General features: G+C 72.5%; 17 protein-coding genes. 14 read left to right on the forward strand and 3 right to left on the reverse strand.

Features of this window, described 5'->3' with window-relative positions; translation table 11 throughout:
• The first annotated feature begins 138 nt into the window (after positions 1-138).
• The 13 genes from O2W15_RS06045 to O2W15_RS06105 all read left to right on the forward strand — a co-directional run bounded on the left by O2W15_RS06045 (position 139) and on the right by O2W15_RS06105 (position 16,439).
• Positions 139-2,646: a chemotaxis protein CheA gene (locus O2W15_RS06045; RefSeq protein WP_269178756.1), complete on the forward strand. Its 2,508-nt coding sequence runs from the start codon at positions 139-141 to the stop codon at positions 2,644-2,646.
• 1 nt (position 2,647) lies between these two features.
• Positions 2,648-3,100 (forward strand): chemotaxis protein CheW, encoded by a 453-nt coding sequence (locus O2W15_RS06050; RefSeq protein ID WP_269164185.1) that lies wholly within the window; start codon positions 2,648-2,650, stop codon positions 3,098-3,100.
• Between the two features lie 88 nt (positions 3,101-3,188).
• Complete coding sequence (locus O2W15_RS06055) at positions 3,189-4,796, forward strand: methyl-accepting chemotaxis protein (protein WP_269164186.1); 1,608 nt, start codon at positions 3,189-3,191, stop codon at positions 4,794-4,796.
• A 349-nt stretch (positions 4,797-5,145) separates the two neighbouring features.
• Positions 5,146-6,741 (forward strand): methyl-accepting chemotaxis protein, encoded by a 1,596-nt coding sequence (locus O2W15_RS06060; protein ID WP_269164187.1) that lies wholly within the window; start codon positions 5,146-5,148, stop codon positions 6,739-6,741.
• A gap of 380 nt (positions 6,742-7,121) precedes the next feature.
• The gene (locus O2W15_RS06065) at positions 7,122-8,738 is read left to right on the forward strand and encodes a methyl-accepting chemotaxis protein (RefSeq protein WP_269178757.1); all 1,617 of its coding nucleotides are present in this window, start codon (positions 7,122-7,124) and stop codon (positions 8,736-8,738) included.
• Positions 8,739-8,891: 153 nt separating this feature from the next.
• The gene (locus O2W15_RS06070; protein WP_269178758.1) at positions 8,892-9,800 is read left to right on the forward strand and encodes a hypothetical protein; all 909 of its coding nucleotides are present in this window, start codon (positions 8,892-8,894) and stop codon (positions 9,798-9,800) included.
• A 235-nt stretch (positions 9,801-10,035) separates the two neighbouring features.
• Complete coding sequence (locus tag O2W15_RS06075; protein ID WP_269178759.1) at positions 10,036-12,591, forward strand: glycoside hydrolase family 3 N-terminal domain-containing protein; 2,556 nt, start codon at positions 10,036-10,038, stop codon at positions 12,589-12,591.
• A gap of 152 nt (positions 12,592-12,743) precedes the next feature.
• Complete coding sequence (locus O2W15_RS06080) at positions 12,744-13,883, forward strand: protein-glutamate methylesterase/protein-glutamine glutaminase (protein WP_269164191.1); 1,140 nt, start codon at positions 12,744-12,746, stop codon at positions 13,881-13,883.
• Positions 13,880-14,704 carry a CheR family methyltransferase gene (locus tag O2W15_RS06085; protein ID WP_269164192.1) on the forward strand — a complete coding sequence of 275 codons (825 nt, stop codon included), beginning with the start codon at positions 13,880-13,882 and terminating at the stop codon, positions 14,702-14,704. Before O2W15_RS06080 ends, O2W15_RS06085 begins: the two co-directional genes overlap by 4 nt.
• A gap of 1 nt (position 14,705) precedes the next feature.
• Positions 14,706-15,101 (forward strand): response regulator, encoded by a 396-nt coding sequence (locus O2W15_RS06090; RefSeq protein WP_269178760.1) that lies wholly within the window; start codon positions 14,706-14,708, stop codon positions 15,099-15,101.
• Entirely contained in the window at positions 15,098-15,598 is a 501-nt protein-coding gene (locus O2W15_RS06095; protein WP_269164194.1) for a chemotaxis protein CheX, read from the forward strand. Before O2W15_RS06090 ends, O2W15_RS06095 begins: the two co-directional genes overlap by 4 nt.
• Entirely contained in the window at positions 15,595-15,957 is a 363-nt protein-coding gene (locus O2W15_RS06100) for a response regulator (protein ID WP_269164195.1), read from the forward strand. Before O2W15_RS06095 ends, O2W15_RS06100 begins: the two co-directional genes overlap by 4 nt.
• A complete protein-coding gene (locus O2W15_RS06105; protein WP_269164196.1) occupies positions 15,954-16,439 on the forward strand; it encodes a hypothetical protein in 486 nt (161 codons plus the stop codon). Before O2W15_RS06100 ends, O2W15_RS06105 begins: the two co-directional genes overlap by 4 nt.
• Before the next feature lie 91 nt (positions 16,440-16,530).
• Here O2W15_RS06105 and O2W15_RS06110 read toward each other — a convergent pair whose 3' ends face one another.
• From O2W15_RS06110 to O2W15_RS06120, 3 genes are all read right to left on the reverse strand, one after another.
• Positions 16,531-17,466, reverse strand: coding sequence for an alpha/beta fold hydrolase (locus O2W15_RS06110; protein WP_269178761.1), 936 nt, complete (start codon positions 17,464-17,466; stop codon positions 16,531-16,533).
• A gap of 64 nt (positions 17,467-17,530) precedes the next feature.
• Complete coding sequence (locus O2W15_RS06115; RefSeq protein ID WP_269164198.1) at positions 17,531-18,721, reverse strand: ATP-binding protein; 1,191 nt, start codon at positions 18,719-18,721, stop codon at positions 17,531-17,533.
• Positions 18,722-18,925: 204 nt separating this feature from the next.
• Positions 18,926-19,660, reverse strand: coding sequence for a TVP38/TMEM64 family protein (locus O2W15_RS06120; protein ID WP_269178762.1), 735 nt, complete (start codon positions 19,658-19,660; stop codon positions 18,926-18,928).
• Between the two features lie 253 nt (positions 19,661-19,913).
• Between O2W15_RS06120 and O2W15_RS06125 the strand changes: the two genes are divergently transcribed.
• Positions 19,914-20,303 carry a phage holin family protein gene (locus tag O2W15_RS06125; RefSeq protein WP_269178763.1) on the forward strand — a complete coding sequence of 130 codons (390 nt, stop codon included), beginning with the start codon at positions 19,914-19,916 and terminating at the stop codon, positions 20,301-20,303.
• Positions 20,304-20,305 lie beyond the last annotated feature (2 nt).

A 20,305-nucleotide genomic window follows, 5' to 3' on the forward strand; every position in this document is an offset into this window, starting at 1 on the left:
CAATTCAGACCCATGGAATGGCAATTGTGAAAAGGCGAGCGCTCGCCTGGAATTCACCTTCAGGTGGTCCGGCGGGCGCCGATGAAGCCATCGCTGTGTGGGGCAGGCCCCACGGCGCACCAAGGGGAAGAGGCAGGCGTGGAAGGTCTGGACGACATCGTCGAGGAGTTCCTCGTGGAGAGCCACGAGAACCTCGACCAGCTGGACCAGGATCTGGTCGCCCTGGAGCAGGACCCCCGTTCACGGGACCGGCTCTCGAGCATCTTCCGGACCATCCACACGATCAAGGGCACCAGCGGCTTCCTGGCCTTCAACCGGCTGGAGGAGATCGCGCACGTCGGGGAGAACCTGCTGTCCCGGCTGCGGGACGGCGCCCTGGAGCTGACCCCGGTCCGCACCGACGCACTGCTGCAGATGGTGGACACCATCCGCGCCCTGCTCGCCGCGATCGAGGCCACCGGCGGGGAGGGCTCCGTCGTGGTCGCCGACACCGTCGCCACGCTCAGCGCCGTCCTCGAGGACGCCCCCGCCCCGGTCGCCGTGCCCGAGCCGGAGGCCGCGCCGGCCGTGGCTGAGGTGCCGGCCGAGGAGCCGGTCGAGGCCCTGGCGGCCCCGGCCGAGCCGGCCCCCGCCAAGCGCGCCGCTGCCAAGAAGGCGCCGGCCAAGAAGGCCGCGCCGAAGACCCCCCGTGTCACCAAGGCCGCCGTGCCGGTCGTCCCGTCGCCGGCCCCGGTGCCGGCCGCCGAGATGCTCCCGGCCGCACCGCCCGCGCCGGCTCCGGCCGTCGACGTCCCGAAGGAGGTCCCCATGGAGGTCCCGGTGGCCCAAGCCCCCGTCGAAGCCCCCGCCTTCCCCCCGGCCGCGGCCGAGCCCGCCCCGGAGCCCGGTGAGGAGCGCGCCGGTGCACAGCCGGGCCGCCGGGCCGTGGCCGACAGCACCATCCGGGTCGACGTCGACCTGCTCGACGCCCTGATGCTGCTCGTCGGCGAGCTCGTGCTCACCCGCAACCAGATCGTCCAGTACGTCGGCCGGCAGACCGACCAGGACCTGGTCCGGGCCTCCCAGCGGCTGAACCTGATCGCCAGTGAGCTGCAGGAGGGCGTCATGAAGACGCGCATGCAGCCGATCGACCACATCTGGAGCAAGCTCCCCCGCGTCGTCCGCGACCTCGGTCTGCAGTGCGGCAAGTCGGTCCGCCTGGAGATGGAGGGCCGGGAGACCGAGCTGGACAAGACCCTGCTCGAGGCGGTCAAGGACCCGCTGACCCACCTGGTCCGCAACTCCGTCGACCACGGCGTCGAGCCGGCCGGGGTCCGCACGGCCGCCGGGAAGCCGGCCGAGGGCGTGCTGACCCTGCGGGCCCGGCACGAGAGCGGCCAGGTCGTGGTCGAGGTCGCCGACGACGGCGCCGGGATCGACCCGGTGAAGATCGGCGCCAAGGCCGTCGAGCGCGGGCTGCTCACCCCGGACGCGCTGTCCCGGATGAGCCCCGCCGACATCCTGCAGCTGGTCTTCCTGCCCGGTTTCTCCACTGCCGCCGCGGTCACCAACGTCTCCGGCCGCGGCGTCGGGATGGACGTGGTCAAGACCAACATCGAGTCCATCGGCGGCACCATCGAGGTCGAGTCGGTGCCCGGGCGCGGCACCTGCACCCGGCTCCGGATCCCGCTGACCCTGGCGATCGTCCCGGCACTGACCATCGAGTGCGCCGGCGACCGCTACGCCATCCCGCAGATCAGCCTGCAGGAGCTCGTCGCCCTGGACGCCGAGAAGGCCGCAGCCGCCGTCGAGGAGGTCGGTGGGGCGTCGGTCTACCGGCTCCGTGGCGAGCTGCTCCCCCTGGTGCACCTGGCCGACGTCCTGGGCCTGCCCTCGGACCGGCACGACGGCCACGTCGTCATCGCGGTGCTCCGCTCGGAGGGACGCCGGTTCGGGCTGGTCGTCGACCGGGTCATCAACACCGAGGAGATCGTCGTCAAGGCGGTCGGCGGCCAGATGAAGGCCATCGGGCTGTACTCCGGGGCCACCGTGCTCGGGGACGGCGCCGTCGCGCTCATCCTCGACGTCCAGGCGCTCGCCCGCCGGGCGCTGCGCGCCGAGACCGCCGAGCGCCAGGAGGCCCGCGTGGCCGCCAGCGTCACCATCGCCGTCCAGGAACGCCAGCGGATGCTGCTCGCGGCCATCGGCGGCGGCCGGCGGGTCGCCATCCCGCTGGACACCGTCACCCGGCTGGAGCAGGTGCGCAGCGAGACCGTCGAGCGGGTGGGCTCCCGTGAGGTGGTCCAGTACCGCGGCGCGATCCTGCCGATCGTCCGGCTCGACCGGCACCTGGGCGCGTTCGGCGACACCGAGCGGGAGACGCTGGAGGTCATCGTCTACGCCGACCACGGGCGCAGCGTGGCGATCGTGGTCGAGGAGATCCTCGACATCGTCGACGGCGAGGCCTCGGTGCACAGCGACATCGACGACCTCGGCCTGCTCGGTTCGGCCGTCATCGGCGACCGCGTCACCGAGCTGCTCGACGTCCGGGCGGCCATCCTCGCCGCCGACCCGGCGTTCTACACCACGGCCCCGGCCGCCTTCCCCTCCCCCGATGCGTTCGACGTCGACGGCGCCGGGTTCCCCGCCCCCCTGATGGAGGTCTGACATGAGCACCGCGACCGAAGCCTGGACCGTGCCGGCGACCAGTCAGCTCGCCACCTTCTGGCTGGACGGCGACCTCTACGGCGTCGAGGTCGAGCACGTCCAGGAGGTGCTGCGCAGCCAGAGCATCACCCGGGTGCCGCTGGCACCGCCGGCCGTCGCCGGCCTGATCAACCTCCGCGGCCAGGTCGTCACCGCGATCGAGCTGCGCGAGCGGCTGAGCCGCCCGGCCCGGCCGGAGGGTGAGCAACCCGTCGTGATCGTGGTCCGGTTGCACGGCGAGGCGGTCAGCCTGCTGGTCGACAGCATCGCCGACGTCGTGGACGTCGACGTCCGCGACTTCGAGGCCCCGCCGGACACGCTCGACGGTGCGGCCCGCGACCTGATCCGGGGCGCCTACAAGCTGTCCGGCCAGCTGCTCCTCGCCCTCGACGTGAACCGCGCCGTCGGTACCTGAGCACGGGGCCCCGTCCTCCCCCGGACGGGGCCCCACCCCTCGCACCACTCCCCCCACCCGATCCGCCCCCTCTCCCTGGAGAAAGACCATGAGCACCACAGCACTCCCCTCTCGGCGGCTCGGGTGGTTTGCCGACCGACCGATCGGCGTCAAGATCGGGGCGGTCGTCGCCCTGCTCGCCCTCGTCGTCCTCGGCACCAACGCACTGGCGATCAGCCGGATCACCGAGATGCGGGACGGCCAGCAGGCCATCTACACCGAGAACCTCAAGCCGCTGAACGCCCTGTCGGCGGTGCAGCGGGCCACCGCGGCGCACCGCGCCCGTGTCCTCGAGTACGCCTTCTCCGACGTGGCCCGGCAGCAGGAGCTGATCGGGCAGATGGAGGAGAAGCAGGCCGACGTGGACGCCGCCCTGGCCGAGTACCAGCCGCACATCGTCGACCAGGCCGCGATGGACAAGTACCTGGACGCTCGGGCGTCGCTGCTCCAGCTGTTGACCTCCACCGCCTTCCCGACGGGCGCCACGGGCAACATCGTCGGCTACGCCCAACTGGTGCGCGAGACGATGCAGCCGCTCTTCGACGACATCGCCGACGGACTGGAGGAGGAGGGCATCGCCCAGTCCGAGCAGGCGGCGGCGCGCAACGCCACGGCCGCCGACGAGGCGAGCAGCTCCATCACGCTCCTGCTGACCGTCTCGATCGTCTCGATCGTCGTCGCAGCCGGGCTGGCCTTCCTGGTCATCCGCCGGATCCTCGCGACGGTCGGCTCCGTGCAGCGTTCCGTGCAGGCGATGGCCGACGGTGACCTGACCGTGCTGCCCGAGGCGCGCGACCGGGACGAGGTCGGCCAGATGGCCGAGTCGCTCGCCGCCGCGCAGATCAACCTCCGCTCGGTGATGGCCTCCGTCGTCGCCTCGTCCGATGCGGTCGCGGCCGCATCGGAGGAGCTGTCCGCCTCCTCGGCCCAGATCTCCGCCTCGGCGGAGGAGACCTCCGCGCAGTCCGGCGTCGTCTCCGCCGCTGCGGAGGAGGTCAGCCGCAACGTCGCCACCGTCGCGGCCGGTGCCGAGCAGATGGGTGCCTCGATCCGGGAGATCAGCCAGAACGCGAACGAGGCCGCCCGGGTCGCGGCCCAGGCGGTGGCCGAGGCGGAGACCACCAACGCCACGGTGATGAAGCTGGGTGACTCCTCGCGGGAGATCGGCAACGTGATCAAGGTGATCACCTCGATCGCGGAGCAGACGAACCTGCTGGCGCTGAACGCCACGATCGAGGCGGCGCGTGCTGGTGAGGCGGGCAAGGGCTTCGCGGTGGTGGCGAACGAGGTGAAGGAGCTGGCGCAGGAGACGGCGCGGGCGACGGAGGACATCGCGCGGCGGGTGGAGGCCATCCAGGGCGACACGACGGGTGCGGTGTCGGCGATCGGTCGGATCAGCGAGATCATCGGGTCGATCAACGACTTCCAGCTGACCATCGCCAGTGCGGTGGAGGAGCAGACCGCCACCACCAACGAGATGTCCCGGTCGGTGCAGGAAGCCGCCGGCGGGTCCACCGAGATCGCCACGAACATCACCGGTGTCTCCACGGCAGCGTCGTCCACCACCCAGGCACTGGGCCAGACCCGGCAGGCCGTGGACGAGCTCTCCCGGATGGCCAGCGACCTGCGCACCACGGTGGCCCGCTTCTCCTACTGAGAGGAACCGCAAGACTCCCGCGGCCGCTGTCTCGCCCCCTTCCCCGGGCGAGGCGGCGGCCGCGGTGCTTTTCCCCTTCTCACTCCCGAGTCGACAAAGAGCCGGCCGCGTGCGTTCGTCGACCATTCTCGGCGCCGTTCCACGACACGTGCGTCACAGCGGTACCAACCATTACCGGATCCACCACGATTGCTCGAGCAGCACCCTCGGGAGAAGCCAGGACGACGATGTGCGGGCTGATCCGAGAATGCGGTCCACCGTCGACCCGGAGAACGCAGCGCACCTCTGCCGGACCGGTGCAATCGTTCTCATCCGCGCTCCACCGCCGTTCCCGACCAGGAGACCCGCCATGCACTCCCCCGCCCCGACCGGCCCGCTGAGCTGGTTCGCCGACCGCCGGCTCGCCGTGAAGTTCGGCATCATGATCGGCGTCGTCGTCCTGGCCTTCGGTGCCCTGCTGACCGCGACGCTGACCTCGAACGCCACCGTCCGCAGTGCCAGTGAGCACCTCGACCGGCTCGACCAGGCCGCGGAGCTGGTGCTCCAGCTCGACACCCGGGCCAGCGAGCTGAAGGTGGACGGCCTCAAGGCCCTGGTGAGCCCGTCGCCGTCCGACCAGCTGGCGGACGTGGCCGACGACATCGCGACGGCGGAGGCACTGCTGGCCGAGCTGCAGGACGTCCCGCTCGGCGGCGCCAGCGCTGCCGCCGCGGCCGGGGTGCAGTCGACCTTCGGCGACTACCAGGAGGCGCTGGCGGCCTTCGTGGAGGCGGCCGTGGCCGACCAGGTCGGCATGCGGGCGCGGTTCGAGGAGATCCAGGCCGCCAACGACCTCACCGACGGGGCGGTCGGCGCCGCGAAGGACGCCCTGGCGGCGGAGTCCGACGCAGCCCACGCCGAACTGGAGGCGGCCATCGCCCAGGCGGCCCGCAGCAGTGAGATCGCCGCGGCCCTGGGGTTGGTGGCCATCCTGGTCATCTGCCTGCTCACCCAGCGCTCGCTCAGCCGGCCGCTGCGACGGGTCCAGACCTCGCTGGAGGCCATGGCCACCGGTGACCTGACCGTGGACGCCGACGTCTCGTCCCGGGACGAGGTGGGCCAGATGGCGGTCGCGCTGGGGACGGCGCAGGAGCACCTCCGGTCGGTGATCGCCTCGGTGGCAGCGTCCTCGGATGCGGTCGCGGCGGCGTCGGAGGAGCTGTCGGCGTCCTCCGCGCAGATCTCCGCCTCGGCGGAGGAGACCTCCGCGCAGTCCGGTGTCGTCTCGGCGGCGGCCGAGGAGGTGTCCCGCAGCGTGGCGACGGTGGCGGCGGGTGCCGACGAGATGAGCTCGGCGATCCGGGAGATCAGTCAGAGCGTGAACGAGGCCACCCGGGTCGCCGCCCAGGCCGTGGGCGAGGCGGAGACCACCACGCAGACCATCACCAAGCTCGGCACGTCGTCGCAGGAGATCGGCGCGGTCGTGAAGGCGATCACCAGCATCGCGGAGCAGACGAACCTGCTGGCGCTCAACGCCACGATCGAGGCGGCGCGTGCCGGTGAGGCGGGCAAGGGGTTCGCGGTGGTGGCGAACGAGGTGAAGGAGCTGGCGCAGGAGACGGCGCGGGCGACGGAGGACATCGCGCGGCGGGTGGAGGCGATCCAGGGCGACACGACGGGTGCGGTGTCGGCGATCGGTCGGATCTCGGAGATCATCGGGTCGATCAACGACTTCCAGCTGACCATCGCCAGTGCGGTGGAGGAGCAGACCGCGACGACGAACGAGATGTCCCGGTCGGTGCAGGAGGCCGCCGGCGGGTCGACGGAGATCGCCACGAACATCACCGGGGTGTCGGCGGCGGCCAGCTCGACGACGCAGGCGCTGGGTCAGACCCGGCAGGCGGTGGACGAGCTGTCCCGGATGGCGAGTGACCTGCGAGGGAGCGTGGCCCGCTTCACCTACTGACGCCACTCGGTCCCACGGCCGGCACCCCTCCCGTTCGGAGAGGTGCCGGCCGTCGTCGTCGGTGCGTCGCGAGGACCCGCGACGACCATTCCAGGATGTCGACACGAACACCCCGATCATCCGTGAGCGCATCTCCTGGCGGCCCGAGCGGCGCTTTCTTCTCGCCGCCCAGCCTGTCCGGGAATGTCGACAAAGGCGCACCGGTGATCGGTTGGTGCACTTTGTGTTGCACGCCATGCGACACGCCAAGAAAACGGCACTTCGCATTACCGCATCGATCACGATGGTCCTCATCCACCGAGCGCAGACGAATGCGATCGATGGAGCGAACGGCCAGGTCGCCCCCTCCCCCGCACAGTGAACGAACCCAGGAGCAGAACATGTCCGTCAGCCAGCTGGCCCGTACCACCTCGTGGTGGGGCGACCGAGGAGTGAAGACCAAGATCCTCACGGCCGTGGCCGTTCCCGTGGTCGCCGCAGGCGCGATCGGGGTCCTCGGCATGCAGTCCATGTCCGAGGCCACCTCGAGGGCCGAGGTGCTCTACGAGAACAACCTGAAGAGCATCGCGGCCGCGGGGGACATGAACCGCAGGATCAGCGACATGCGGGTGCTCGCTCGGGACGCGATCCTCTCCACGGACCCCGCGGACGCCCAGGTCAACCTGGACGAGCTGGACCCCTTGCTCGCGGATTTCGACTCGTTCGCCGAGGCGTACGCCGCCGGCGGGCTGGGGGAGGGGCGAGCGAAGGCCTACGACCACCTGGTCGCGACCGTGGACGAGTACGTCACCTTCCAGAAGACCGTGCTGGCGCCGCTGGCCCTGACCGGGGACGTCCAGGGGTGGATCGTCGCGAACGACACGGGCGGTAGGCCGATGGTCGAGGCGATGACCGAGGACATCCGTGACCTCCGGGAACGGGAGGACGCGGCCGCCGCGGAGCGGTTCGAGGAGATCAGCGCCTCCGCCAGCTCCCAGGCGACGACGTCGATGGTCATCCTGGCGGTCGCAGTGCTGGTCGCGCTGGCGGTGGGGTTGTTCGTGGCGGTCGGGATCGCCCGGGCCACCCGCAGGGTCCAGCTGGTCACCGAGGCGCTGGCCGGTGGTGACCTGACCGTCACGAGTGGCTTGACGACGCAGGACGAGCTCGGCCAGATGGGGGCCTCGCTGGACGCGGCCGTGAGCGAGCTGCGCGGGGTGATGGCGGCGGTCGTGGCCAACGCCGACGCGGTGGCAGCGTCCTCGGAGGAGCTGTCGGCGTCCTCGGCGCAGATCTCGTCCTCGGCGGAGGAGACCGCAGCGCAGTCCGGGGTCGTCTCGGCCGCCGCGGACGAGGTCAGCCGGAACGTGGCCACGGTGGCGGCGGGTGCGGAGGAGATGGGCGCGTCGATCCGGGAGATCTCGCAGAACGCGAACGAGGCGGCGCGGGTGGCGGCGCAGGCGGTGGCGGAGGCGGAGGCGACGACGGTGACGATCACCAAGCTGGGCACCTCCTCCAAGGAGATCGGTGCGGTGGTGAAGGCGATCACCTCGATCGCGGAGCAGACGAACCTGCTGGCGCTCAACGCCACGATCGAGGCCGCGCGTGCTGGTGAGGCGGGCAAGGGGTTCGCGGTGGTGGCGAATGAGGTGAAGGAGCTGGCGCAGGAGACGGCGCGGGCGACGGAGGACATCGCTCGTCGGGTGGAGGCGATCCAGGGCGACACCTCGGGTGCGGTGTCGGCGATCGGGCGGATCAGCGAGATCATCGGGTCGATCAACGACTTCCAGCTGACCATCGCCAGTGCGGTGGAGGAGCAGACGGCCACGACGAACGAGATGTCCCGGTCGGTGCAGGAGGCGGCCAGCGGCTCCACGGAGATCGCCAACAACATCACCGGCGTCTCGACCGCCGCCGACTCGACCACCGAGGCGCTGTCGCAGACCCGCCAGGCCGTGGACGAGCTGTCCCGGATGGCCAGCGACATGCGGGGGAGCGTGGCCCGCTTCACCTATTGAGCGAACAGTTTGAACAGTCTGTGACGGGGCACTGACCGTCCGGCTGCAACGCGCGGAGGTCATCCGCTCGCCGTCCCGCGAGCGGGTGACCTCCGCATGGCGTTGTGGCCCGGGCCCCCAGCACGATGGCCTGACCACTTCCTTGGAGGCGACGTGCCCTACTCCCTGGTCAGCGCTGCGACGCTCGGCTTCGACCTCGTCCGACTGCCCGCCGGTGGCCAGGTCGCCGACGTCCTGGTGACCGGCATCGGTGCCGACGCCGCCACCCTGCACCGGATCGCGGCGGCCCACCCCGCCGCCGGCCGCCCCGACGACGAGCGCGCGGCCCTCGCCGTCCGCGCCCGCCGGGCCCACGAACTCGCCGCCGGCGGCGTCCCCCAGCTGCGCGACCTGACCGACCCGGGTGGCGGCGAGGACCGGCCCGCCCGGCTGGTGGCCCTGCTCGAGCGGGGCACGATCGGCAACACCCCGGCCCTGGAGCGGCTGGTGCGCGACGACGTCCTCGGCCCGGAGCACCCCGTCGTGGCCGACCTCGACCCGGCCGTGGCCGCCCAGGCCGCCGACGTGCTGGCCGACGCCGCCACCGGCTGGTGGGCCTCGGACGCACTCGACGCCCCCACGCGGCAGGAACTGACCGGCCCGTTCGCCACCGCGACCGCCTGGGAGCCCGGCCCGCGGCCCGACCTGGGCCCTGCTGCCCCTGGTGTCGCCGCGTTCTTCGCCGAGCTGCGCGACATGGACGAGGCCGGCCGCCGGCGCTGGCGGATGGCCGTCGACGCCGGGCGCGCGCAGCGCCGTCCCTGGGCCGCGGCGATGCACGGCGCCGCGTGGGCCGCGCACGTCTCCGGCCGGACGCGCACCCTCGCCGCGGTCCAGCTGATGACCGTCGGGGTCTTCGCCGAGGCCGGCTTCTCCCCGCGGGACGGCGCCGAGGGCGTGTGGAACGCGCTGGCCGGCTGCGTGCAGGGCCTGGCCATGGCCGACCTGCTCGACGAGGAGTCCCTCGCCGTGCTGGGTGGCCCGTGGAGCGCGGTGACCGGGCGCGACCTGCCCATCGGCTGATCGTCCACGGGCTCCAGCGCCGTCCGGCGTGTCGCCCCTGCGTGTCACCGGAACCTGTGCATGGGCTTTGACGCCGCGCGGTGAGCGGTCCACGATCCGTGGGCGCAACCGTCCGACGGCCGAGACCGAGCCGATCCGTGCACCGCAGCACACGAGGACCGCAATGACGCACTCCTCCTTGCCCCGTCGCCGCACCCGCACCCGCAGGGCCGCAGCCGCGCTCTCCGTCGCAGCCGTGACCATCACGGTCGTCCCGGCGCTGGCCACCGCGGCCTCTGCCGCCACCGGCGACGCCACGCTCGCCGCCACCAGTCCCATCGTGACCACCCCGGACGGCGGGACGGCGACCGTCGTCGTCCAGCTCGACGTCGAGGGTGGCGGCACGTTGCCCGCCGACGTGACGGCGCAGTGGGCGACGGGAGCCGGCAGCGCCACGGCCGGGGAGGACTACGCGCCGGTCAGCGGCACGATCACCTTCCCGGCGGGTACGGCGTCCGGCGCCACTCAGCAGCTCACGGTGCCCACGGCCCCGTCGGCCGAGGGCGAGACGGCCGAGACGATCTCGATCGACCTCGCAGCCGACGACGCCTCCATCGGCACCAGGCCCACCGTGGTCATCGACGCCCACGGGCTGCCCTACCTGGACGCGTCCCTGCCAGTGCCCGCGCGGGTCGACGACCTGCTCGGGCGCATGTCGCTGGCGGCCAAGGTCGGCCAGATGACGCAGGCCGAGCGGGCCGAGGTCGACGACAGCCAGGCCCAGATCGCCGACCTGATGCTCGGCTCGCTGCTGTCCGGCGGAGGATCCGGTCCGGAGGAGAACGACCCCGAGGCGTGGGCGGACATGGTCGACGGCTACCAGCTGTGGACCCGGCTGACCCCGCTGCAGATCCCGCTCATCTACGGCGTGGACTCCGTCCACGGCCACAACAACGTCGTCGGCGCCACCGTCTTCCCGCACAACATCGGCCTGGGCGCCACCCGCGACCCCGCGCTGGTCCAGGAGACGGCGCACGTCACCGCGGAGGAGACCCGGGCCACCGGCATCCCGTGGACCTTCGCACCGTGCCTGTGCGTCGCCCGCGACACCCGCTGGGGCCGCACTTACGAGGCCTTCGGCGAGGACCCGTCGCTGGTCGTCGAGATGGAGACGTCGATCGACGGCTTCCAGGGCGGCGACGTCAGCGCGCTGGACGACCCCGACCGGGTGCTGGCCACGGCGAAGCACATCGGTGGCGACGGCGACACCGAGTACGGCACCGGGGACGACCTGGGTTCGGGCCCCAGCACCTACCCGATCGACCAGGGCATCACGGTGACCAGCCGCGAGGACTTCGAGCGGATCGACCTGGCGCCGTTCATCCCCGCCGTGCAGCAGCACCACGTCGGTTCGATCATGCCGTCCTACTCCAGCACCGACTACACCGAGGACGGCCTCGGCAACCCGATCAAGGCGCATGCGGACGCGAGCGTCCTGACGGAGTTCCTCAAGGACGAGGTCGGCTTCGACGGCTTCGTCATCAGCGACTACCACGGGATCGACCAGATCCCGGGCGACCGGGCCAGCGACGTCCGCACCTGGGTCAACGCCGGCGGCGACATGGCCATGGAGCCCGACGACTACGCCTCCTTCGAGATCACGCTGATCAACGAGGTGCTGGAGGGGCGGGTGCCGCAGGAGCGGATCGACGACGCCGTCCGCCGCATCCTCACCAAGAAGTTCCAGCTGGGCCTGTTCGAGCAGCCCTTCGCCGACCGCACCAACCTCGACCAGGTCGGGTCGGCCGAGCACCGCGCGGTCGCCCGGCAGGCGGCCGCCGAGTCGCAGGTGCTGCTGAAGAACTCCGACGACGCGCTGCCGCTGGCCGACGACGCCCCGCTGTACGTGGCCGGGCGCAACGCCGACGACCTGGGCAACCAGATCGGCGGCTGGAGCATCACCTGGCAGGGGCAGTCGGGCCGGCACACCGAGGGCACGACGATCCTGGAGGGCATCGAGCAGGTCGCACCGGACGCCGACGTGACCTTCAGCGTCGACGCGTCCGCCCCCATCGACCCGGACGCCACCGGCGTCGTCGTCGTGGGGGAGACCCCGTACTCCGAGGGGTACGGGGACGTCGGCGGGCCGCTGTGGGCCTACGACCCGGCCGACGAGGGCATGCCCCGGGAGCCCAAGACCATGGACCTCAGGGCTGAGGACCGGGCCGTCATCGAGACGGTGTGCGCGCAGACGGCGACGTGCGTCGTCCTCGTCGTCTCCGGCCGGCCGCTGGTGCTCAGCGACCAGCTCGGGGACATCGATGCGCTCGTCGCCTCCTGGCTGCCGGGCAGTGAGGGCACCGGCGTCGCCGACGTGCTGTTCGGCCGCACCCCGTTCACCGGGCAGCTGCCGCAGAGCTGGCCGCGCACGGTCGAGCAGGGCGAGCTCAACGTCGGGGACAGCACGTACGAGCCGCTGTACCCGTTCGGCTGGGGGCTGAGCACGTCAGCGGACCTCCCGCTGTCCGACGCCCAGGTGAGCCGGCTCGCCGAGACACTCGCCGGCGGGGACGCGGGTCGGTTGACCGGGCCGCTGGCGGCGCTGCAGAACGCCCAGGGGCTCGATGCTGAGGACCCGCGGGTCCGGGAACTGGTCGGGGCGCTACGCCAGGTGGTCCAGCAGCTCGTCGCGGACCCGGTGACCGGTGTGGCGGCCCCGGCGGCAGACCGGATCGCGCGTGCCGACGTGGCCCTGCTCGAGGAGGACGTCGCGACGACCGTGCGCTTGCTGGTGGAGGCCGCCACGGTCTGACCCGTTCCGCCGAGGGCGCCCCCGCACCACCGTGTGCGGGGGCGCCCTGTGCGTGTCCGCCCTTCTCCGGATTACCGCTCAAGGCCCGGCCCCCGATGCCGATACAGCTCTAGAGCGGCCCACCGGCCGGCACATCGGCTGCGGGGGAACGCGTGGAACAGATCAGGGTGATGGTCGTCGACGACTCCGTCGTCGTCCGCAAGATCGTGACGGACGTGCTGTCCGAGGACCCGATGATCACCGTCGTCGGCACAGCGCCGAACGGTCGGCTGGCCGTGGCCAAGCTCGAGCAGCTCAAGCCCGACCTGGTCACGATGGACATCGAGATGCCGGAGATGAACGGCATCGAGGCGGTGCGCGCCATCCGCAGTCGTGCGGGCGGCCAGACGTACAGCCGGGTGCCGATCATCATGTTCAGCACGCTGACCGAGCGCGGTGCCTCCGCGACCCTGGACGCGCTGTCCGCCGGCGCCAACGAGTACGTGACCAAGCCGGCGAACGTCGGCAGCGTCGCGCAGTCGATGGAGAGCGTGCGTCAGCAGCTCATCCCCAAGATCAAGGCCCTCACCGGCCGGCCGCAGACCAGTGGCCCCGCGGCCGCCCCGGTCGCGGCGCCGGTCGCCGTCCGCCCGCCGGCGGCGCGCACCCGCGCCCCGAAGGAGCCGGCCGTGCTCGTGATCGGCTCCTCCACCGGTGGCCCCGAGGCGCTGACCAAGGTGCTGCCGCTGCTGCCGGCCTCGCTGCCGGTGCCGGTGCTGCTGGTGCAGCACATGCCCCCCGTCTTCACCCGCCAGTTCGCCCAGCGGCTGGACCGGCTCTGCCCGCTCACCGTGGTCGAGGCCGCTGACGGCACCCCGCTGGTGCCCGGCACCGTGCACATCGCCCCCGGTGACTTCCACCTGACCGTGGGCACCAGCGGTGCCAACAAGCGGACGGCGCTGAACCAGGCGCCGCCGGAGAACTTCTGCCGTCCGGCCGTCGACGTCCTCTTCCGGTCGGCCGTGGCCGCCTACGACGGCGCCGTGCTCGGCGTCGTGCTGACCGGCATGGGCTCCGACGGGCGCATCGGCGCCGGGCAGATCCGGGACGCCGGCGGCACCGTCGTCGCCCAGGACCAGGCCACCTCCGTGGTCTGGGGCATGCCCGGTGCGGTCACCCAGGCCGGCTTCGCCGACGAGGTGCTGCCGCTGGCCCGGATCGCCGAGGCGATCGTCCGACTGCTCCCGACCCCACGCCCGGCCGCCAGCTTCGCCGCTGCCCGGGCCGCTGCCCCGATGGGAGGCCGGCGATGACCCTCACCGCCACCAGCTTCGACTGGGTGCGCCAGCTGGTGCACCGCGAGAGCGCGATCGTCCTGCAGCCCGGCAAGGAGTACCTGGTCGAGGCCCGGCTGCTGCCGATGGCCCAGCAGCGCGGCCTCTCCGGGGTCAGCGAGCTCGTCGAGTCCGTCCGCAGCCGGCCGGACCCGGCGACCACCCGGCGGATCGTCGAGGCGCTCACCACGAACGAGACGTCCTGGTTCCGCGACGGCGACCCGTTCACCGCGCTGACCAGCACCGTGCTGCCGCAGCTGCTGGCCGCCCGCCGGCCCGACGAGCGGCTGCAGATCTGGTCGGCGGCCTGCTCCAGCGGGCAGGAGGCGTACACGATCGCCATGCTGCTGTCCGACGCGATGCCCAACGCCGCCACCCGGGTGTCGATCACCGCGACCGACCTGTCCCGGCAGATGGTGGAGCGCACCCGCGCCGGCCGGTTCAGCCAGCTGGAGGTCAACCGGGGGCTGCCCGCCACCATGCTGGTGCGGCACTTCACCCGCAGCGGGAACGAGTGGGAGATCGCCCCGGCGCTGCGCCGGATGATCACCGCGACCGAGTGCAACCTGGCCGCGCCGCTGCCCCGGATGGGCCCCTTCGACGTGGTCTACCTGCGCAACGTCCTCATCTACTTCGACCTGCCCACCAAGCAGGCGATCCTCACCCGAGTCCGCCAGCTCATGCGCCCCGACGGGTGGCTGTTCCTCGGAGCTGCGGAGACCACGCTCGGGGTCGACGAGAACTGGGAGCGGGTCGTCCTCGGCCGCGGCTCCGCCTACCGCCCGCGAAAGGGAGCCTGACGTGCGAGCTCTGGTGATCGACGATTCCCGCGCCATGCGGCGCATCGTCGGCAGCATCCTCAAGGACTTCGGATACGAGGTGCGTGAGGCCGGAGACGGCCAGCAGGCCCTCGACGCGCTGCAGGGGGGCAAGGCCGAGGGCTGGGTCCCCGACCTGTGCTGCATCGACTGGAACATGCCGGTGATGGACGGGCTGCAGTTCGTCATGGCCGTCCGCGCCAACCCCGACTTCCGCCAGGTGACGCTGATGATGGTCACCACGGAGAGCGAGACCGGCCAGATCGTCAAGGCGCTGGCCGCCGGTGCCCACGAGTACCTGATCAAGCCGTTCACCGCCGACGCGCTCCGCGACAAGCTCGCGCTGCTCGGCCTGCTCCCCGAGGGGGTGTCCGCGTGACCCTGCAGGAAGCCCAGCCGATCAGCGCGCTGCTGGACCAGGCGACGGTGCAGAGCATCGCCGACGAGATCTGGCCGGCGCTGGTCGGTGACGGCGAGGCGTTCGTGCCCGTCCCGGTCGCACCGCCGGCCGAGGTGGTCAGCGCCTGGGTGACGATCAGCGGCCCGTGGGACGGCGCCGTCGTCCTCACGTGCGCGCCGGCCACCGCCGAGGCGCTCGCCGAGAGCGTCCTGATGACCCGGCCGCCCACGGTCGTGGACGACGAGGACGTCGCCGACGCGCTCGGCGAACTCGCCAACGTGCTCGGCGGCAACATCAAGTCCGTCCTGCCGGGGCCCTCCAGCCTCGGCCTCCCCCAGATCGGTTCCGCGCCCACCACCGGGCGGCTGGACGACGTCTGCCGCGTCAACGGTCAGTGGCGCGGACAGAGCCTGACCATCACCGTGCAGGGCGCCACCGAGGCGCTGCACCCGAGCGGAACTGAGGTGCCGCAGTGAAGATCCTGGTGACCGACGACAGCCGTGTCATGCGGCAGATCGTGATCCGCACCCTCCGTCAGGCGGGTTACGACGACCACGACATCGTCGAGGCCGTCGACGGACGCGACGCGTTCGACAAGGTCGGGTCGGAGAAGCCCGACCTGGTCCTCTCCGACTGGAACATGCCCGAGATGACCGGCATCGAGTGCCTGGAGGCGCTGCGCGCCTCCGGCTCGCAGGTGCCCTTCGGCTTCGTGACCTCGGAGGGCTCGCCGGAGATGCGCGAGAAGGCGGCCAACGCAGGCGCCCTCTTCCTCATCGCCAAGCCGTTCAACGAGGACACGTTCAAGGAAGCCCTGGACGGGGTGATCGCATGACCGCCCCCGCACCGGCGCTCCTGCCCAACCCCAAGGACGTCCGCGACCTGCTGGAGGGGCTGTTCGGCAAGGACGTCACCGTCGCCCCGGGCGACCCGGTGTCGCTCAACGACAAGCCGGCCGTCGCCGTCTACGTCGACCCGACGATGGCGACCACGGCCCTCTGCCTGGTCGACATCCGGCTCGCCGCCTGGCTCGCCGGGGCGCTGGCCCTGCTGCCCAAGGGCGGGCTCGAGGACGCCATCGACGAGGGCGAGCTCTCCGAGATGCACCTGGAGGTCGTCTACGAGGTGGTGAACGTGGCCGCCGCGCTGTTCAACGGCGGGGGCGTCAACCACTCGAAGCTGTACAAGCTGCACGCACCGGGGGAGTCGATCCCGGGGGACATCGCCGGCCTGGCCGCGGCGTTCAACCGGATCGACCTCAAGGTCGACGTGGCCGGCTACGGCTCGGGCAACCTGTCCATCGTGATGGCGCACTGAGCTCCACGTACGGCCAGCAGGACCCGGACGACCAGGGGAGCGGGACCGGTGCGCGAGCACCGGACCCGCTCCCCTGGTCGTTCGTCCGTGGTCAGCGACCGCGGGCGGCCGCCTCCCGCACCGCGTCGGTGATCGCCCGGATGCCCTCCGCCGTCCAGAGCAGGGAGTCGTGGTCGGTGCCGGGGACCTCGCGGGCGGTCACGTGGGTCTCGCCGAGCTGCATCGGCTCCAGCCGCACCTCGTCGTAGAGGCCGGGCACCTCACCCTGCATGCCGCGGGTGGCCCAGAGCAGGGTCGCCGGCACCGGGAGGTCGGTGGTGGCCTCGAGCACCACCTGGTTGCGGAGCATGTCCGCGCCGTCGACCCGGACCGCCTCGTGCACCACCGCGCTGCGCAGCTCCGGGGGCGTGCCGGTGAGGTCGCGGACGAAGAACGCGGACACCGGCGGGTCGTCGACCCACCGGCCCACCGTCGGGTGCCCGGACCAGAAGTCCCGGACGGCGGGGAGGTCGGGGAACGTGCGGTCCAGCCGGTCCAGGGTCGGCCCGAGGAAGGCGCCCAGCATCGCGTCGGTGTCCGCGGCCGGCGGGACGGCGAAGGGCAGGCCGCCGTCGACCAGCACCAGCCCGTGCACCATGTCCCGGGCCACCCCGGCGGTGGCCAGCGCGGCGACGAACCCGCCCATCGAGTGGCCGACGAGCACGGTCGCGTCGGCCCCGGCCTGGGCGTCGGCGCCGAACCGGTCGAGCAGCGCGGCGAGGTCCGCGGCGTGCACGGACAAGCCGTAGGGGCCGGGGAGGCCGGCGCTGCCGGCCCGCCCTCGCAGGTCGGGGGCGACCACCTCGCACTCACCGGCCAGGGCCGTTGCGACCGGGCCCCAGACCGCGGCGTTCCCGGTGATGCCGTGCACCAGCACGACCAGTGGGGCCCCCGGGGCGTCGGCCGCCCAGTACAGGGCGGCGAGCTCACCGCCCTCGACCGGGACGGTGATCTCCTCGGGGGAGCGGACGTCGGCAGGGGTGCTCACCCCGGCCACCCTGCCGTCCCGGCGTCGAGGTTGCACGTGGAACACGACTCGATCGGGTGCGGGACTACTCCGGGGCGTGCCGGAGCAGGTAGCGGCCGAAGTGCGGGACGGTGAAGGCGATCTGGCCGCGCTCGGCGGAGTAGACCAGGCCCTTCTTGATCAGTGAGTCGCGGGCGGGGGAGAGGGAGGCCGGTTTGCGGCCGAGGGTGACCGCGACGTCGGAGGTGCCCACCGCGGCGCCGGTCGGGCCGCCGAGCTCGGCCATCGCGTGCATGTACTCCCGTTCGGCGGGGGTGGCCCGGTCGTAGCGGGAGCCGAAGAAGCCCACCGCGAGCTCGGCCTCGGCGGCCGGTGCGGCCATCGCCACGTCGTCGGCGGTGATCGGCGAGGCGGCGGCGACGTCCCAGGTGACCTTGCCGTAGGCCTGCACGAAGTAGGGGTAGCCGTCGGCGGCGGCGTAGAGGGCATCCAGGGCGGCGGTGTCGAACTCGACGTCCTCCCGCTCGGCCGGGGCCAGCAGCGCCCGGTCGGCGGCGGACCGGTCCAGCCGGTCGATCCGCAGGTAGCGGAAGAGCCGTTCGGAGTAGCTCTTGGAGGCGCTCAGCACGGCGGGCAGGTGGGGGAGCCCGGCGCCGACGACGATCAGCGGCGAGCCCTGCTGGGAGAGCTCGTGGCAGGCGGCGCAGATCGCCGAGACGTCGTCGGTCTGCACGTCCTGCATCTCGTCGATGAACAGCGCGACGCCCTTGCCCACGTCGGCGGCGAGGCCGGCCACGTCGCTGAGCAGCTCGACCAGGTCGATCTCCATGTCGCCGGAGTCGGCACGGCCGGTGGTGGCCGGCACGTCGATGCCGGGCTGCCAGCGGTCGCGCACCTTCGCATCAGCAGGTGCCTGGCGCTGGGCGAAGGCCTTGAGCGTCCCCAGGACGGCCTCGGTGGACTCCTGGTCGGGGTGGCGCAGCTCGCGCAGCGCCATGTGCAGCGCGGCCGACAGCGGCCGGCGCAGCGACTGGTCCGGGCGGGCCTCGATCTTCCCGGTGCCCCAGCCGCGGGTGATCGCCGCGGAGCGCAGCTGGTTGAGCAGCACGGTCTTGCCCACCCCGCGCAGCCCGGTGAGCACCAGTGAGCGCTCCGGCCGCCCGCGTGCGATCCGTTCCAGGACGACGTCGAAGGCCGACAGCTCGGTGTCCCGGCCGGCCAGCTCGGGCGGGCGCTGGCCGGCGCCGGGGGCGTACGGGTTCCGGACGGGGTCCATGTCGAGCACCCTATGCCGGTGTCTTGCTGTCGGGTTAGAGACCGTTAGACGACGGCATCGACCGCCGTCTCGACCTCCGTCTGACCGTGTCTAGCAGCCACGCTAGACAGGCCGATACGGCGTCAGACGGACCTCGAGGAGTCGCGGCGACGGCGATGACGCTACCACGGTGTTCGAACACGCGTTCGAACGCGCCTGTCCTCGTCAGGCTCCCGGCCGACCGGCGCCGGCCGTCCGCCGACGACGGTGGGTGGCCACGCCCAGGACCACGAGGGCCACGGTCAGCGGGACCAGGCTCGCCAGCAATGGGACCCCGCCGCGCCCGGCCGCGCCCACCGTCGCCCCGATCGACACGTGCAGCACGGTGCCCGGCACCAGGCCCAGCGCGCTGCCGGCGAGATGGTCGCGCCACCGCATGCCGGACAGCCCGGCGGCGTAGCTGACCACGGTGAACGGCACGATCGGCGTCAGTCGGCCGATCAGCACGGCGAGGAACCCGCGCTCGGACAGCAGCGCGTCGGCCCGGGCCAGTCGCGGCCCGGCCAGTCGGGTGACCACCTCCCGGCCGAGCCCGCGGGCGAGCAGGAACCCGGCGGCGGCGCCGAGGACGCCGCTGGTCAGCGCCAGGGCGAGGCCGCCCCAGAACCCGGCGAGGACGCCGGCGAGCAGGGAGAGCGCGGTGCGGGGCACCGGCGCGAGCGTGGCCAGCGCCAGGCCGGCGACGAGGGTCGCCCAGCCGAGGGGGCCGACGTCGGCGAGCCAGTCGCGCAGGGTGGCGACGTCGGGGAGGTCGGCCGTGAGCGCGATGGCGCCACCGGCCACGACCAGGGCGACCAGCAGCAGGGCGCGTCGCAGCGTCCGGGCGGGCAGTCGGCGCAGCCTGGCGGTCAGCCGACGGGGGAGCGGCGCCGCGGCTGGGTCCTGCGGCGGCGCGCTCACCGGCCCAGTCTCCCAGCGCAGCGCCCCGCCGGGGGGCGACTCCCGGCGGGGCGCGCGATGACCGGTCCGGGCGGGCGCCTCGCGGCGACCGGGCCGGCAACCGGGTCAACGAGCGGCGGGCTCGGTTGTTCCCCACCGGATCGTGTGACATGCGGCTCTGTCGGGCCGTCTGTCGATGTCTAGCGACGACGCGAGAGTCGATTAGACGGGGGGAGTCCCGCCCATCGTGATCAGTGCGCGTTACCGTGCCGCCGTGGCCACGATCGGCAAGTTCGCCGTCCGCGTCGTCGTGCTCGCGGCGATCATCTTCGCCGTGACCCGGCTCGTCGAGGGGATCGAGGTGATCGGCAACCCGACCGGCTTCTTCGGCGAGACCGGCACCTACCTCTGGGTCGCGCTGCTGTTCGCGCTGGTCAACTCCATCGTCGGGCCGATCGTCCGGCTGCTGGCCCTGCCGTTCGTGATCCTCACCCTCGGCCTGTTCCTGCTGGTGATCAACGCGGCGATGCTCGGCCTCACCGCGGCGCTGTCCGACCGGTTCACCGTCGACGGCTTCCTGGCCGCCCTGTTCGGCGGGTTCCTCATCGCCCTCTTCAGCTGGATCGCCGAGCTGGTGCTGCCGTTGAAGGTGCGCGCCCGCTGAGT

Source organism: Modestobacter sp. VKM Ac-2979, from assembly GCF_026967995.1.
Taxonomy (GTDB): domain Bacteria; phylum Actinomycetota; class Actinomycetes; order Mycobacteriales; family Geodermatophilaceae; genus Modestobacter.